The organism is Polaribacter staleyi, from assembly GCF_038024045.1.
Taxonomy (GTDB): Bacteria; Bacteroidota; Bacteroidia; order Flavobacteriales; family Flavobacteriaceae; genus Polaribacter; species Polaribacter butkevichii.
The window spans coordinates 290,518-306,545 of the sequence record NZ_CP150665.1; the positions used below are offsets into that span (position 1 = coordinate 290,518).

Consider the following 16,028-nt stretch of genomic DNA (forward strand, 5'->3'; position numbering starts at 1 on the left):
GAGAATATTCATAAACGAAAAAATCATTTTATAAAAACAAAACACCTCACAAAAAGTGAGGTGTTACTATAAATATAAGTTTTCTTTAATTAAGAAGCCACGGCTCCTAGAGTGTATAGTTGTTCTAAATTAGGCGATTTACTACCACCTGCAGGCTCTAAAGTAATACCAAATGCTTCAGATTCATTAGCATTTTCTATAGTAAATATTTTGTTTGTATCTGCAGTAAAAGTATCTATTGTACCTAAACTTGTTGGTGTTAAAGGACTTAATTTTAAAGACCAAACTTGGTATACTTTTCCTTTTGGAGGTGTTGGTAAGCCTTTAGCATCTAAGTAAATACTTTTTGTTTTTTTATCCCAATAAACTTTCGCATACGAATTTGGAGAAACTTTTTGTCCTGCCAAAGGCACAGAAATAATATCTTTATCTCTAAAAATAGTAATTAGTTTTTCTGCTTCTGTTAAACTGTTAGATGCTTTTTCTATTTGTTGTTCTAATTGCTGTTTTTCTGTAGCAAGCTGATTCTTAAGTTCTTTGTTTTGAGTGATGGTCCAAACAAGTAAACTACCTATTAATACAGAAGCTGCCCAACCAGCATATTGCATCCAGTTTACTTTTGGTTTAGAAATAGAGATTACTTTTGTTTCTTCTATTTTTAATTTATTTTTAATATCAGAAAAAGAATAGGGGGTATCTTTTTTAGCGGCAGCAGTTAATTGTGTAATTGCTTTTTCTATAGATACAACTTCAGCTAATACTTCTGGGTATTCTTTAATTTTAGCGTGCACATCTTCATTTTCCTTTTCAGAAAGCGAGCCTGCAACATACAGTTCTAAAATTCCAGATGATATGTATTCTTTTATATTCATTAATTAAACTCCGAGCATAGTACGTAATTCGCCTATACAGTTTCTATTTCTTGTTTTTATAGTGCCAATTGGCATTTCTAATTCTTCCGAGGCTTCTTTTTGTGTAAACCCTTTAAAATATAATAATTCAATTACAGCTTTACACTTATCTCCTAACTTTGTAACAAAATCTTTTAAACCAATTGTATTGGTAGAAGTATCTAAGCTTTCACTAGTTTCTAGTATATCTACGAAAAAATCTGCGTTATGGTTTTGTTTAGACTGTTTATAATTTTTAGAACGTGTGTAATCTATAGCTGCATTTCTTGCTATATTAAGTATCCAAGTAAAAAAACGGCCTTTTTTAGAAGAGTAAGTATCTGCTTTGTTCCAAGCTTTTATAAATACATCTTGTGTAATTTCTTGTGCAATATCATCGTTCTTAACAATATTATTTACAATTCCAGAAATACTATCACAATACATATTGTATAATTTTTCATAGGCCTTTACGTCCTTATTTTGAAATTGTAAAATTAATTGTTCTAAATCCATAAAATGTATCTGTGGCTAAAATATTAAATTAAATTGATAAGTAAGTATTTATTATCATTTAATAAATATCAAATTTCACATTGATCATTATTCTTAGAATGAGGAAAAAAGGTTATCTAATTTTTTTAAAATAAACCTGAATATAACTGTCAGTATTTAACTGTTTTATATGGGATAAAGTAGAAGGAATAAACTTTTGTTATCATTTACAAGCGTATTATTTTTTGCACTTTAAACTTATTAATGTAATTCTTAACAAGTATTTTAGCTTGTACTTTGTTTTCTATAGGAGTTAATATTGCTTTTAAAATATCTATTTGATTTTCTTGATAGTTTAAATTTGTATAACCATAACCAAAAACTTCATTATTTTCTATTAAAATAATAGCATTTTCTTCTACTTCTCTACCTTTTTCTATAATAAGGAAATTATCATTATTAAAGTCTTGAGTTATTGTTTTTAGTTTCTTTCTAAAGTTAAATTTAGGAACTAATGTTTCTAACTGTATAGAGTGTTTTAAGCGTGTAAATAAGTCATTACCTGTTTTATCAAAAGAAATTGTTTGTGCCCTTTCTTGTATTTTAATGGCTCTTCTTGTTTCTTTTAAAAAGAGGTTATTTACTTCTGCCTTAATATTTTTTCCTTTTCCTAAATAGATAACTTTGCCTTCTTTGTCATGAACATAAAAAACACCTTGCATTGCAGGTATTTCTTCTATTAATGTTCTTAATTTTTGTTTCTGTGTTCTTCTATCAAAGTATTTTATAGAGCTTTTTATAATTGTTTTATTGGTGTCTTTTTCTAAAAGTAATTTAAACAATTGTACTGTTGCCAACGCATCACCAGAAGCTCTGTGTCTATCTGTCATTGGTATTCCTAAAGAACGTATTAGTTTTCCTAAACTATAAGATGGTTGGTCTAAAATTAATTTCTGACTTAATTCTACCGTACACAATGTATTTCTATTAAAATCATAGCCTAATCGATCAAATTCTGTGCTTAGAATTCTATAATCGAAAGTGGTATTGTGAGCTACCAAAATACAATCTGAAGTAATTTCTATAATCCGCTTTGCAACCTCATAAAATTTGGGTGCGTTTTTAAGCATTTTATTATTAATCCCAGTCAATTTTACTACAAATTCTTGAATGGGTTTTTCTGGGTTTACAAGGCTAATGAATTGGTCTACTGTAGTGTGGCCGTCAAATTTATAAATGGCAATTTCTGTGATGCCTTCTTCATTAAATTTACCTCCTGTAGTTTCTATATCTAAAATTGCGTACAAAGTCTTTTTCTTTGAGGATAAAATTACGCATTATAATTTCTATGACCAAATATAGAGCTACCAACTCTTACCATAGTACTACCATTTTCTATTGCTAACAGATAATCTCCACTCATTCCCATAGAAAGTGTTCTTAACTCACAATTTTTAGTGCTAATTGCTGTTTTCTTGATATCAAAGAACTTTTTAAGAGATAAAAACTCTTCTTGTAATTGTTTTTGGTTGTCTGTAAAAGTGGCCATTCCCATAAAACCAACAATTTTTATGTTTTCTAAAGTAGAAAATTCTTCAGAAGATAAAATAACTTCTATTTCCTCTAAAGAAAGCCCAAATTTTGTTTCTTCCTTGGCAATTTTTACTTGTAATAAGCAATTAATAACTCTATTATGTTTTTTTGCTTGTTTATTTATTTCTTTTAATGTCGAAAATTTATCTACACCATGAATTAAATCTACAAAATGCGCCATGTACTTTACCTTGTTACTTTGTAAATGACCAATCATGTGCCATTGTATGTCTTTAGGTAAAGCATTATATTTATCAACCATTTCCTGAATTTTATTCTCCCCAAAAATGCGTTGACCAGCTGCATAAGCTTCTTGTAGGTCTTCTATAGGTTTGGTTTTAGAAACGGCAACTAAAGTTACCGTTTCTGGAATTGATTTTTTTATTGCTAATAGGTTCTCTTTAATCATGTGTTAAACAGTTATTTAAAGATTGTTCTCGATTATTTTTTTTAGTTCCTTAAAATTACCAGAACTGCAATGCCACTAATTATAGTGTTTTTACTTTTTTAGTAAACCTGTCTCGAGATGTTTTTAATTAAAAAAATTAATTTTTCAATAAATTAATAATCTGACTGGCTAACTCTAAGCCAATTCTATCTTGTGCTTCTTTGGTTGCAGCACCAATATGTGGCGTTAAAGAAATTTCTGGATTCATTAATAACTGAACAGCTGGTGTTGGTTCTGTTTCAAAAACATCTAAACCTGCAAAGTGTATTTTACCACTTTCAATTGCTTTTACTAAATCTACTTCATGTAAAATACCACCTCTTGCTGTATTTATAATACCAACTCCATCTTTCATTTTTTCAATTTCCGATGCAGAAATAATATAGTCTTCTTGATCTGGTGTATGTAATGTAATAAAGTCAGACTCTTTTAATAATTCTTCTTTATCTACAGTATCAATATTAAAAGTAGTTTTTTGTCCGTTAAAAAACTCTAATGTAATAGGTGCGCTGGTTACCTTATCGTCGGTAGCCAAAACATTCATACCAATACCAATAGCAATTTTGGCAACTTCTTGTCCAATGCGTCCAAAACCAATAATACCAATTGTTTTTCCTCTTAACTCTATACCTTCAGAATAGGCTTTTTTCAATTCTTTAAAACGAGAATCTCCTTCTAAAGGCATTTCTCTGTTAGATGAATGTAAAAAACGTACCATTCCGAAAAGGTGAGCAAAAACTAATTCGGCTACAGACTCAGAAGAAGCAGCTGGTGTATTAATTACTATTAAACCGTTGTCTTCTGCATAATCTACATCTATATTGTCTAAACCAACGCCACCACGTCCAATTAACTTTAAACTTGGGCAAGCTTCCATTAACTCTTGTCTCACTTGCGTAGCACTTCTTACTAAAATTGCATCAATATTGTTATCATTGATATAATTTTCTAATTGATTTTGAGCTACTTTTATGTCTAGTACTTCAAAACCTGCTTTTTCTAAAGCTTCAATTCCGCTTTTAGAAATTCCATCGTTTGCTAATATTTTCATTCTTAAATATGTTCAAAATTTAAAATTTATAGTTCAAAGTTTATTAATACTCAAAATTTTGAATATTAAATTTAAAACTTTAAACCTTTTTTTCTAGAGCTTGCATAACATCAACCAAAGCTTGTACACTATATAAAGGTAAAGCGTTGTACATACTAGCTCTATAACCACCAACACTTCTGTGTCCGTTTATACCACTAATACCTGCTGCTGCCCACATTTCATTAAACTTTTCGGTTAAAGTTTCATCCGTTAAAACAAAAGTAGCATTCATTGTACTTCTATCTTCTTTGGCTACAACTCCTTTAAATAGAGGATTTCTATCTATTTCATTGTATAAAAGAGCTGCTTTTTTATTATTTACTTCTTCTATAAATTTAACACCACCTAAATCTTTTAACCATTGTAATGTTAACATAGATACATACACAGCAAATACAGAAGGTGTATTAAACATACTGTCTTTATCTATATGAATTTGATAGTTTAGCATAGAAGGAATGTGTCTTTCTACTTTGCCTAAAATATCTTCTTTAATAATAACTAAAGTTGCTCCGGCAGGACCCATATTTTTTTGAGCACCCGCATAAATTAAGTCGAATTTTTCAAAATCTAATTGACGAGAAAAAATATCTGAACTCATATCACAAACCAAAGGAATCGTTGTTACTGGAAAGTCTTTTATCTGTGTTCCTGCAACAGTATTGTTACTTGTACAGTGAAAATAATCTGCATCTTCAGGAATCATATATCCTTTAGGTATATAATTATATCCTTTGTCTTTAGAAGAACCTACTTCAACAACCTCACCAAAAGCTTTTGCTTCTTTAATAGCTTTGTCTGCCCAAGTACCCGTATTTAAATACGCTGCTTTTTTATTTAATAAATTATAAGCAACCATTAAAAATTCTAAACTTGCACCACCTTGTAAAAACAAGGCTTGATATCCTTTATTTTCTAATCCTAACAACTCTAAAGCTAAAGAACGCGCTTTTTCTATTACTTCTACAAAAGGTTTGCTTCTGTGAGAAATTTCTATTAATGATAAATTATCATCATTAAAATTTAAAATTGCTTCTGATGCTTTTTGCAACACTTCTTGTGGTAAAATACAAGGACCTGCACTAAAATTATGTTTTTTCATACTCTTAAGTTCAATGTTTAATATTTTAGATTCAAAGTTGTAACACTTTGCGAACTTTGCGAAAAACTTAGGGTCTTCGCGGTTAATTTTAAAATCTCTTTATGAGAGTTAAATGGTTGATAAAAATTCTAATGTATTTACGCCATCTGCATAATCTGTTAACTTAGGGTGTTGTGTTTGCCCAAAAGCAACTTCATTTTCTATAAAGTCTTTGGCAACAATACACTGAATCTTTTCTCTATCTTGATGTAATTTAATTTTTAAATCTATTTCGTTATCATAATATTCGTAAAAGACGGTTGCAATAGGGGAGGCGTAGCTTTCATCTTCCTTAATCATTAGAAAACCGTTTTCTAATAAATCGAACAAACTCATTAAATATACGGCTTTGTTATAATCGTAATTATTAGCGTATTTGGCATTATTAATCATGTCTTTCTTAGCATACATTCCTGTAAAGAAAGCATCAAAATTATAATCTTTTGGTACGTATAATTTAGAAACAGATCTACAACCTAATCCAAAATAATGAAAAACATCATCAGATAATTTAATAAAATCTTCTTCTGTTTCTTTTCCGGTAATCACAGCCACAGAGTTTCTGCTCTTTCTTATAATATTTGGTTTATTTTTAAAATAATATTCAAAATAACGCGCTGTATTATCGCTTCCTGTAGCAATTACGGCATCAAAATCTGTTAGTTTTTCTTCTGTAAAAGTAATTTTACCTTTAAAATTAGGATCAACATACTCTAAATACTTGGCTAAAAAGGGTAATAAATGTTTGTCGTTAGAAGATTGTTTTACCAATACCTCATGTCCCGAAATTAATACGGATAAAAAATCGTGAAACCCAACCAAAGGAACGTTACCCGCCATAATAATGGCAACTTTTTTAGATGGATTGTTGTTTAGTTTAACATCTTTAGAAAAGTGTGTTAAATTGCTTTCTGTTAGCGCTTTACTCCAAGAGTCAAAAGTAAGTCGAATATTTTCTTTTGTAAACCAAGAGTTATTTTCTTGCGCTAATTTAATTTGATGTAAAAAGCCATCAAAAAATATTTCATTATGTTCAATACTATCGATTTTTTTTATATTATCGATAGAAAACTGTCGTAAAAAGTCGCCTAATTTTGCGAATGCAGTAATTCTGTTTTGAATACTCTTCATTTATTTTGGTTGTCTATAATATTGGCTTTATTTTTGCAACTGCAAAGGTACAAAAACAGAACAGAAAATTATGGCAATTATAATAACAGATGAATGTATAAATTGTGGGGCATGTGAACCAGAATGTCCTAACACTGCAATTTACGAAGGAGCTGACGATTGGAAATATTCTGATGGAACAGATTTAAAAGGAAATGCGGTTTTACCAAATGGTAAAACAATAAACGCCGATGAAGATCAAGAACCTGTTTCTGATGAAATTTATTACATCGTTCCAGATAAGTGTACAGAGTGTAAAGGTTTTCATGATGAGCCACAATGTGCTGCAGTATGTCCTGTAGATTGTTGTGTGCCAGATGACGACGTTGTAGAAACAGAAGAAGAGCTGTTAGAGAAACAACGTTTTATGCATAATGAATAGATGCTAAACTTTTAAAAATAAAATTCTATTTTTTAAAATTAGATATAAAAAATCCCGAAGTAAATTCGGGATTTTTTGGTTTTAATCATTACTAAATCTATAATAGATATTACTTTTTACAATAAAAAGAGGCTGTCTTAAAAGTTTTTTTTTGTCAACCTAAAATAAAGTTAGTACAACAAGTTTTATACTTTTTTAAACAACCTTTTTTATTTGAAACTTCTGTTAGTTTGTTGTGTTTATAAATTAAAACTAATTCTTGTAAAATAATAAGCTCCGTCAGAGCCCATTTGTACAGAATCTGCCAACCCTCCTTGATCTGTCCAACCATCAAATTGAGGTGTTGGATAAACATTAAATAGGTTATTTGCACCCAGAGTTAAGCTAATTTTATCAGAAAATTTATAACTTAAACTTAAATCGGTTGTAATTAAAGAATTATAAGTATCGGTTGCTGTTAAATACAGTGCATCTGCTTCTGCTTTTGTTGTTGGAGGTGCATCTACCCACTGAAAATCTTGCAGTTGTACCTCACTAAATTTGGTTAAAGTTACATTTGCATTAAACTTTTTTCTGGTGTAACCTAAATTTAACCCAAATTTATAGTCAGGAGCAGCGGCTTCTAAATAAGCTTGAGAAAAACCACTAAAAAAAGTATACGGATTTAAATTTCCGTTATGGACTTCTTTAATTTCTAATTTATTTAAGTTACCTATTAAACCAATATTTAATTTGTTATCTGCACCAATTGTTGTAGCGTAGTTTAAAACAATATCTACTCCGGTAGTTTTAGTATCTACACCATTGGCAAAAAACTGTGCAGCATCTACGTTTAAAGGTTCTAAAATGGTTTGATCTGTAAAATTATCTGTTAAAATAATTCTATCATCAACAGCAATAGAGTAGGCGTCTATTGTAGCTGTAAATCCGTTTTTCTTATAAGTGAAGCCAATACTTGTATTTAAAGCTTTTTCTTCTTGTAGAGCGCCAATACCAAATGCTTTGGTAACAATACTATTGTTTGCAGATAATAAAGATGGTACCGATTTACCTGCAACAATATTTGTAAACTTTAAATTGTAGTAAACTTGAGCTAAAGATGGTGCTCTAAAACCACTAGATACAGAACCTCTAAAAGATAAATTGTCGTTTACTTTAAATCTACTAGCTAATTTGTAGTTAAATGTATTACCAAAATCGCTATAATCTTCATAACGCAATGCTGCGTTGATTAAAAAATTATCAGTGATGTTAACTTCTGTATCAAAGTAAAGTCCAATATTTGTTCTACTTCTATCTACTACGTTATCTGGGCTGTATCCAGGAAAGCCCTGAGAACCACCCGGTAATTCGTTTCCATTAGAATCTGTTGCTACAGTTTGTATTGCCGGATTTGTAATAATTACACCGTTGGTATCATACAAGCCATAAGAAGCTTCTTCGCCAGATAAAATCTGAAAGTTTTCTGTTCTGTATTCCAAACCAAAAGCAAAATTGATTCCTTTTGCATATTCTTCGTAGTATTTAGAAAAGTCTAATCCAGTAGTATTTTGAGATAAACTATGTCCACCTGCATCAAAGTCTATTGGTGATGCGCTTCCTAAAGAAGCATTGTTGGTATCTTTAATAAAATAATGAAATTTATTTATTCCGTAAGTATTGTTAAAATCAACTTTCCATCCGTTATCTAAAGTATGTTTTAAACCTGCAGAAACCGAGCTATCTGTAATTATAGAGGTAATTCTTGGTGTAAAACCATTTGGATAAATACTAGGTACAGATCTATTATCACCTTCATCAAAACTATCTCTAGAAAATGCATAAGCGTTTGTATCTCTATAATTTCTACCACCAAAAGCATATACTTCTGTATTATCATTTAAAGGAATTATAGAATTTACCATAAAACTAAAGCCATCTAAACCAGCACTACCGTATCCTTTTCGCCAAGAAAAACCAGGTCTTAAGCTATTATTTTTTGATAAAAATTCTGTTGTAAAATTAACAAAACCACCTTTGTCATTAATTTTTGCACCAAAATTTAGGTCTAATTTTACGGTTTCTCCATCAAAACGTTTGTTTTTACCATCTAATCTATTTTTGCCATTCACATTCCACAGGGTTTCACCTGTTTCTTCTGCCCAACCAGAACCTACATTTGTACTATATGCACCATACGTAATACCTGCTGTAATACCATCTGTATTGTCTTTTAAAACAATATTGATAACACCAGCAATAGCGTCCGATCCATATTGTGCAGAAGCACCATCTCTTAAAACCTCAATTCTTTTAATAGCAGAAGCAGGTATTGCATTTAAATCTGTACCAGAATTTCCACGACCTCTTGTACCGAAAATATTGACTAAAGAAGATTGATGTCTTCTTTTTCCGTTGATTAAAACTAAAGTTTGATCGGGACCTAAACCTCTTAAAGAAGCAGGTACAATATGATCTGCCCCGTCTGAACCAGATTGTTTGGTTGCGTTAAAAGAAGGTGCTGCAAATTGTAAAATATCATTAATTTCTACTTTACCATTTTGTGCCGCTAATTTTTGTACATCAATAATATCTACAGGGACAGGTGTATCTACTACGGTTCTGTTAGAGTTTCTAGAACCTACTACCACAACTTCTTCTAAAGCATTGTCTTCTTTAACTACAATGGTTAAAAAAGAGTTGTTTGTAACTTGTATAGATTTTGTTTCAAACCCCATAGAAGATATCACTAAGGTTGTTGGTAATTTTTTTACAGTAATAGAAAAGTTTCCATTATCGTCAGAAACCAATCCGTTAGAAGTGTTTCCTTTTTCTACAACATTCATATATGGCAAACCTAAGCCAGATGAATCTGTTAGTTTTCCTTTTATAGTTTGTGCTAGAATTCCTATTGGAAGTAGAAACACAAAAGTTATCGTACATATTTTTAATAATGAGAGTTGTTTCATAAAAGTTTTTTTTAATTAAAAAGAATGTTTTGTTTTTATTATAAATGAAACATACTCCTCAAAAAAAATATTTTATTTTGAGGAGTAGTTTCAATAATTACTTTGGTTATATAAAGTAGATGTTAAAATTGAACATTTACTCCAACACTAAAATTAGTACCTAATTGACCTAGTTGTTGTACTTCTGAAGAGTATTTAAATCTAGATTCTGCTTGTGCAGTATTGGTAGAAGCCAAGGTTGTATCTGGATACACATCAAAAATGTTGTTAATGTTTGCATTAAACGTAATTCTATCTGTTAATTTATATCCAAAACCTAAATCGGTAGAAATTTTAGAAGACAAAGTTTGATCTGTACCGCCAGATTGTGGTGCTGTAATAATTACTTCTCCAAAACGAGTGTTGTTAAAAGAAATATCCCATTTGTCTGTGATTAAGTTTAATCCTAAAATCATTTTAGATTTTGGTCTAGAGTTTGTAATTAAACCTTGCTCTTGTCTGTCAAAAATATTATAACCCGCATCGGCAATTGTTTTTGGTGTATTAATTGCGTCTATAGTTGTTTTGTTAAAGTTAGCTGCAAAACTTGCGTTTAATTTTCCGCTTTCACCAACTTCAATATTGTTATAATTTAAAACAATATCTGTACCTGTTGTTTTTGTATCACCTGCATTGATAAAAACTTGTACTGCAACCACACCGTTATCTTCTAAAATTTGTTCTACAGGATTTGTTGTAGTATCATCACTATCAGAACCAATTTGAGAAGAGAATAAAACTCTATCATCAACTTTAATTTGATAAAAATCTACAGAGGCAGAAAAGTTTCTATTAAATTTATATGTTAAACCACCAGAAATATTTTTAGAAATTTCATGAGTTAAACTAGGTACTCCTAATGCTTGTACAGCAGGGTTATCGTTTGCTAACGTTCCTTGTAATAAAGGTTCTGAAGATCCGGCAACAATAATATACTGACTTAAAGTAATGTGAGATTGGTGTAGTGTTGGTGCTCTAAAACCAGTACTATAAGAACCTCTTAAAGCTCCGTTACTACCTAATTTATAACGTCCATTTACTTTCCAAGAAAAATTAGAACCAGCATCTGTATAATCTTCATATCTACCTGCTGCACCTAATAATAATTTATCTGTAACATCATATTCTAATTGAGAGTATAATCCTAAATTGTTTCTAGTCCATTTTCCTGCTTCATCAGGTTTAATACCTGCAAAAGAATCAGAACCAGCACCATAATAAGATAAAGGGTTTCCTTCAATTGCTTTAAAACTTTCTTGTTTAAATTCTAACCCAAATGCTAAACCAACAGCATCAGATAATTGACTGTTAATATCAAAATTACCTACAATGTTTGTAAAAACATATCCACCAGGATTAAAAGATCTTGGAGAAGTACCATGATCTGCTAAATAATCTCTGTTTAAAGAATTGTTTATTGTTACATCTACATCATTAGAACCGTAGGTTACACTTGCATCTGCATCCCAACCTTCTGCTATTGGAAATCTTAATCCAAGTGCATTGATGTGGTCATTAATAGTGGTTTCAAAAGTAGGTTGATATCCAATAAAATCATCTGGGTTTCTTGTTAAAAAGTTAGCATCTGCAACGTCATTTCTCCAATAAGGAGCTCTGTAGTATGCAAAACTTTGTCCGTTTCTAGTAGTTAACCCATGAAAAGAATATAGTGTTGAGTTTTCTCCAATAGGGTGTTCCATATTTACAAAAAGATCTTTCTTTTCCATTTCTGGTTGACCAACATTCATACCTGCTTGTGGGTTTGCCTCTAACCAAGCAAGATCTCTAGCAGAAGGATTTGCACCTATGTCTGAAACAGGAACATCACCAGCTCTGTTGGTAATTGCTTGTTTGTAGTAGCCTAAAGTTACATTTACAAAACCACCATCACCAAAAGAAAATGCTGTATTAAAGTCTGATGAAAAGTTAAATCCATCTTGCTCAGAAGTTATTCCTGCTTTAGATGTAAAAGTAGAGTAGTTTACATCCTTTTTTAAGATGATGTTTAATACACCTGCAATTGCATCAGAACCATAGATAGCAGAAGCACCGTCTCTTAAAACTTCAACTCTTTCTATAGCTGCTGTAGGAATACTTTTTAAATCTACACCAACTTCTCCTTTACCTGGAGTTCTATTTAAATATACTTGAGCACTTTGGTTTTTACGTTTTCCGTTAATTAAAACTAAAGTTCTACTTGGGCCTAAACCACGTAAATCTGCCGGATCGTAATGCGCAGTTGCATCTGCAATGGCTTGATTTTGAGAGTTAAAAGAAGGAACTTTAAAAGTTAGCATTCTATCTAAAGTTGGTTTTCCACTTTTAGTTAATTCTGCTACGTTAATATTGTCAATAGGTACAGGAGAATCTAATATTGTTCTAGGTTTTGTTCTATTCCCTGTAATTACCACTTCATCTAAAGCATTATCTTCATTCACAACAATTTTTAAGAATGAAGTGTTTTTTACCTTTACGTTTTTAGTTTCAAACCCCATAGAAGATACAATTAATATGGCGGGTAAACTTTTTACTGTAATAGAGAATTCTCCATTATCATCAGAAACGATACCGTTAGAATGATTCCCTCTTTCAACAATATTCATATATGGTAAACCTTCACCAGATGAATCCGTTACTTTACCTTTAACTGTTTGTGCCATCAATCCTAAAGGAAGCATAAACAAAAAAGTAATTGTGCAAAATTTTAATAAATACTTTTGTTTCATAAATATAATTATTGGTTCATAAATCTGTTAGTTGAGTCTCTTAATTTTATGTGGTTATTAAGACCTCATTTATTATATAAGGAAGAAAGGAAAAAAGTATACTCTTTTAAAATGAGTTTTTTTTAAAGAAAATGCTAAAAAGCAAATATTATGATAATATTTAAAGCTTAATATTTAGTTTGGTGTAGTAAAATGAGCCGTTTGTTCCCATTTGTGTAGCGTCCCATAAACCACCACTATCTGTATGGTTATTTTGTTTAGTGGGGTAGATGTTAAACAAATTATCCGCTCCAAATTGTAAATTTGTTATTTTATTTAGTTGATAACTAAAGTGTAAATCTGTGGTTATTTTTGATTGATAGAGGTCTGTAGAAGCTTTTAACCTTTCTAATTCTGAATTATTAAAATTAGACAAGTCTTGGGTTATTTGCCAATCGATTAATTCTACTTTATTAAATCTAGTAAAGTTTAAAGAAGTTTTTATTTTTTTATACTCGTAATTTAAACCCAAGTTAAACTTGCTTTTTGGTGCAGATGCTAATAAAAATTGTTGATCTCTTTTACCGAAAAAGGTTTCTTTATCTAATTCTTTATTTTTAATGTTGGTAATACTCATGTGGTTAATGTTACCCAATAAATCAACAGAAAATAAACTCTTACCAATACTTTTTTTCCAGTTTAAAATTAAATCTACACCTGTAGTTTTTGTGTCTACACCGTTTGCAAAAAATTGTACATTATTTACATCAAAACCAAGTGGCGATGCATCAAAATTTCCGCTTAAAATTATTCGATCTTTAATGTAAACAATATAAGTATCTATAGAAGCTTTAAAGTTTGCGCTTAATTTAGAGGTTACCCCAAAACTAAAGTTTTTAGCTTTTTCTTCTTTAAGATTATCAATATTAAATCTTCTTGCAATTGAGCTATTATTTGCAACTAAAAGTGATTCTGTAGGGGTATTGCCAATAAAATTAGTAAAAGTTAAATTATAATAAATTTGCGCTAAAGAGGGGGCTCTAAAACCTGTACTAAAAGAACTACGAAGGTTAAATTTTTTATTTATTTTATATCTAGAAGCTAATTTGTAATTTAATGTACTGCCAAAATCACTATAATACTCATAACGTAAGGCAGCACCTAACATAAGGTTTTTAGAAAAATCTATTTCTGTATCGGCATAAATACTAAAGTTAGACCTGTTTCTGTCTACTTCATTTTCTGGCGCATAACCAGGGAAACCTTGAGAGCCTCCGGGTCTTATATTGCCATTGTATGTTTTATAATTTTCTATTGGCGTTTGATTTGTTATGGTGTTTCCGTTTACATCATAACTAGCGTAAGAGGCTTCTTCACCTGCAAAAATTTTATATTTATCTAATCGGTACTCTAAACCTAAGGCAATATTAAAACCATAAGTAGTAGTATCAAAATATTTAGAAAAATCAATGCTTGTAGTATTTTGTATTAATTGATGACCACCAGCATCAAATTCTGTAGGAGAATTTTCTAAAAGTGTTGCATTTAAAGTGTTTTTAATAAAATAATGAAAATTATTTCTACCAAAAGTATTGTTTACATCAACATTCCATTCTTTAAAGTAAGTCGTTAATCCAAAAGATAAAGAATTATCTAAAATATTAGAGGTAATTAAAGGGTTAAACCCGTTCTGATAAACTTCTAATACGTTTCTTTCGGTATCAGGTCTTCTGGTAAATGCGTAGGCTTCTGTATTCTTATAATTAAGTCCGCCATTTATATATAATTTGGTGTTTTTATAAATAGGAATTTCAGAATTTAGAAAAAGACTTACATTTTTTACTGCCGCTTGCCCAAATTTTTCTCTTGCAAATGTACTTGGTCTTAGTGTGTTGTCTACAGATAAAGCTTCTGTTGTAAAGTTTACAAAACCGCCTTCGCTAATTTTTGTACCATAATTTAAAGCCAATTTATAAGTAAAACCATCAGCTTTTTTGGGTAAAAAACGATTGCTATTTGCATTGTGAAACCCTAAGGTAGAACTTATGTTTAGCTCATTGTCGGTATCTTTTAAAACAATATTTAAAACACCTGCAATAGCATCAGAACCGTATTGAGCAGAAGCACCATCGCGTAATAACTCTATTCTTTTTATGGCAGAAATAGGAATTGCATTTAAATCGGTACCAGAATTACCCCTTCCTCTTGTTCCGTATAAATTTATTAAAGAGGCTTGGTGTCTTCTTTTTCCGTTGATTAAAACTAAAGTTTGATCTGGTCCTAGACCTCTAATTGTGGCAGGATCTATATGGTCTGCTCCGTCTGCACCAGATTGTTTTGTGGCGTTAAATGAAGGAATAGCGTATTGTAAAAACTGATTAATTTCTACTTGACTGCTTTTTGTAGCGGTTTCTTCGATGTCTATAAAATCAATGGCAACAGGTGTGTCGTTGGCAACTCTATTTTTATTTCTAGAACCTATAACTTGTACTTCTTCTAATTCTTGACCAGAAAATAAAACAATGGTATTAAATACATTTGGTTTTAGTTGTATTGTTTTAGAATTATGACCTATAAAACTAACGGTAATGTTATTTTTATGTTGAATTTTAATTTCAAAAGTACCATCTTTATTGGTAGTTGTGCCGTCTAAAGAACCTTCTTCTTGCAGCGTTGCTCCACTAAGAGGTGTATTATCTGAGCTTAAAATAATTCCTCTAAAAACAGTTTTGTTTTTCTTAAAAGTACGATTTATTGTTTTAGAAACAGTAGTTCTCTCTTTAGAAACCGGCTTTTTATTAGAGCCAAAGTTTTTTAGATAAATAACGTAATAATTATTACCTAAATCATCAAAAAGAAAAGGGGTGAGTTTTTCTAACAAAGAAATAGATTCTTTTAAAGATAAGTTTACAAAACCTTCTTTTTGAATGTATTTATTGTCTAATAAGTTGGCATTGTAAGTAAAGAATATTTTATGCTTGTTACTAATTTTATCGAGTAAAGTAGCTAAGGGGATTCTTTCTTTTTTATGCTCTTGAGCAATTATTGTTTGATACGTAAAAGTTACAAAAACAAGTAATAACAGCTTTATGTATACAGATTTTTGAATAATTTACTAATTTAA

At 30.4% G+C, this 16,028-nt stretch carries 11 protein-coding genes; 1 reads left to right on the forward strand and 10 read right to left on the reverse strand.

The window, feature by feature from the left end; all coding sequences use genetic code 11:
• Positions 1–89 precede the first annotated feature (89 nt).
• From WHD07_RS00995 to WHD07_RS01025, 7 genes are all read right to left on the reverse strand, one after another.
• The gene (locus WHD07_RS00995) at positions 90–872 is read right to left on the reverse strand and encodes an anti-sigma factor (protein ID WP_343329683.1); all 783 of its coding nucleotides are present in this window, start codon (positions 870–872) and stop codon (positions 90–92) included.
• Between the two features lie 3 nt (positions 873–875).
• Positions 876–1,406: a sigma-70 family RNA polymerase sigma factor gene (locus WHD07_RS01000; protein ID WP_343329684.1), complete on the reverse strand. Its 531-nt coding sequence runs from the start codon at positions 1,404–1,406 to the stop codon at positions 876–878.
• 206 nt (positions 1,407–1,612) lie between these two features.
• On the reverse strand, positions 1,613–2,692 hold the full coding sequence (locus tag WHD07_RS01005) for an exonuclease domain-containing protein (RefSeq protein WP_343329685.1): 1,080 nt from the start codon (positions 2,690–2,692) through the stop codon (positions 1,613–1,615).
• Positions 2,693–2,715: 23 nt separating this feature from the next.
• Positions 2,716–3,387, reverse strand: a complete 672-nt coding sequence (locus WHD07_RS01010; RefSeq protein ID WP_343329686.1) for a YggS family pyridoxal phosphate-dependent enzyme — start codon at positions 3,385–3,387, stop codon at positions 2,716–2,718.
• A gap of 136 nt (positions 3,388–3,523) precedes the next feature.
• The gene (locus WHD07_RS01015; RefSeq protein WP_343329687.1) at positions 3,524–4,477 is read right to left on the reverse strand and encodes a D-2-hydroxyacid dehydrogenase; all 954 of its coding nucleotides are present in this window, start codon (positions 4,475–4,477) and stop codon (positions 3,524–3,526) included.
• Positions 4,478–4,556: 79 nt separating this feature from the next.
• A complete protein-coding gene (gene serC, locus WHD07_RS01020) occupies positions 4,557–5,621 on the reverse strand; it encodes a 3-phosphoserine/phosphohydroxythreonine transaminase (protein ID WP_343329688.1) in 1,065 nt (354 codons plus the stop codon).
• Positions 5,622–5,729: 108 nt separating this feature from the next.
• Positions 5,730–6,791 carry an acyl-CoA reductase gene (locus tag WHD07_RS01025; RefSeq protein ID WP_343329689.1) on the reverse strand — a complete coding sequence of 354 codons (1,062 nt, stop codon included), beginning with the start codon at positions 6,789–6,791 and terminating at the stop codon, positions 5,730–5,732.
• A 70-nt stretch (positions 6,792–6,861) separates the two neighbouring features.
• Between WHD07_RS01025 and WHD07_RS01030 the strand changes: the two genes are divergently transcribed.
• The gene (locus WHD07_RS01030; protein WP_105048473.1) at positions 6,862–7,212 is read left to right on the forward strand and encodes a 4Fe-4S dicluster domain-containing protein; all 351 of its coding nucleotides are present in this window, start codon (positions 6,862–6,864) and stop codon (positions 7,210–7,212) included.
• Positions 7,213–7,451: 239 nt separating this feature from the next.
• Here the strand turns inward: WHD07_RS01030 and WHD07_RS01035 are convergent, their stop codons facing one another.
• The 3 genes from WHD07_RS01035 to WHD07_RS01045 form a co-directional block, all read right to left on the reverse strand.
• Complete coding sequence (locus WHD07_RS01035) at positions 7,452–10,160, reverse strand: TonB-dependent receptor (protein WP_343329690.1); 2,709 nt, start codon at positions 10,158–10,160, stop codon at positions 7,452–7,454.
• Positions 10,161–10,282: 122 nt separating this feature from the next.
• A complete protein-coding gene (locus WHD07_RS01040; protein WP_105048475.1) occupies positions 10,283–12,925 on the reverse strand; it encodes a TonB-dependent receptor in 2,643 nt (880 codons plus the stop codon).
• A gap of 160 nt (positions 12,926–13,085) precedes the next feature.
• On the reverse strand, positions 13,086–16,016 hold the full coding sequence (locus tag WHD07_RS01045; RefSeq protein ID WP_422897663.1) for a TonB-dependent receptor: 2,931 nt from the start codon (positions 16,014–16,016) through the stop codon (positions 13,086–13,088).
• Positions 16,017–16,028: the final 12 nt, after the last annotated feature.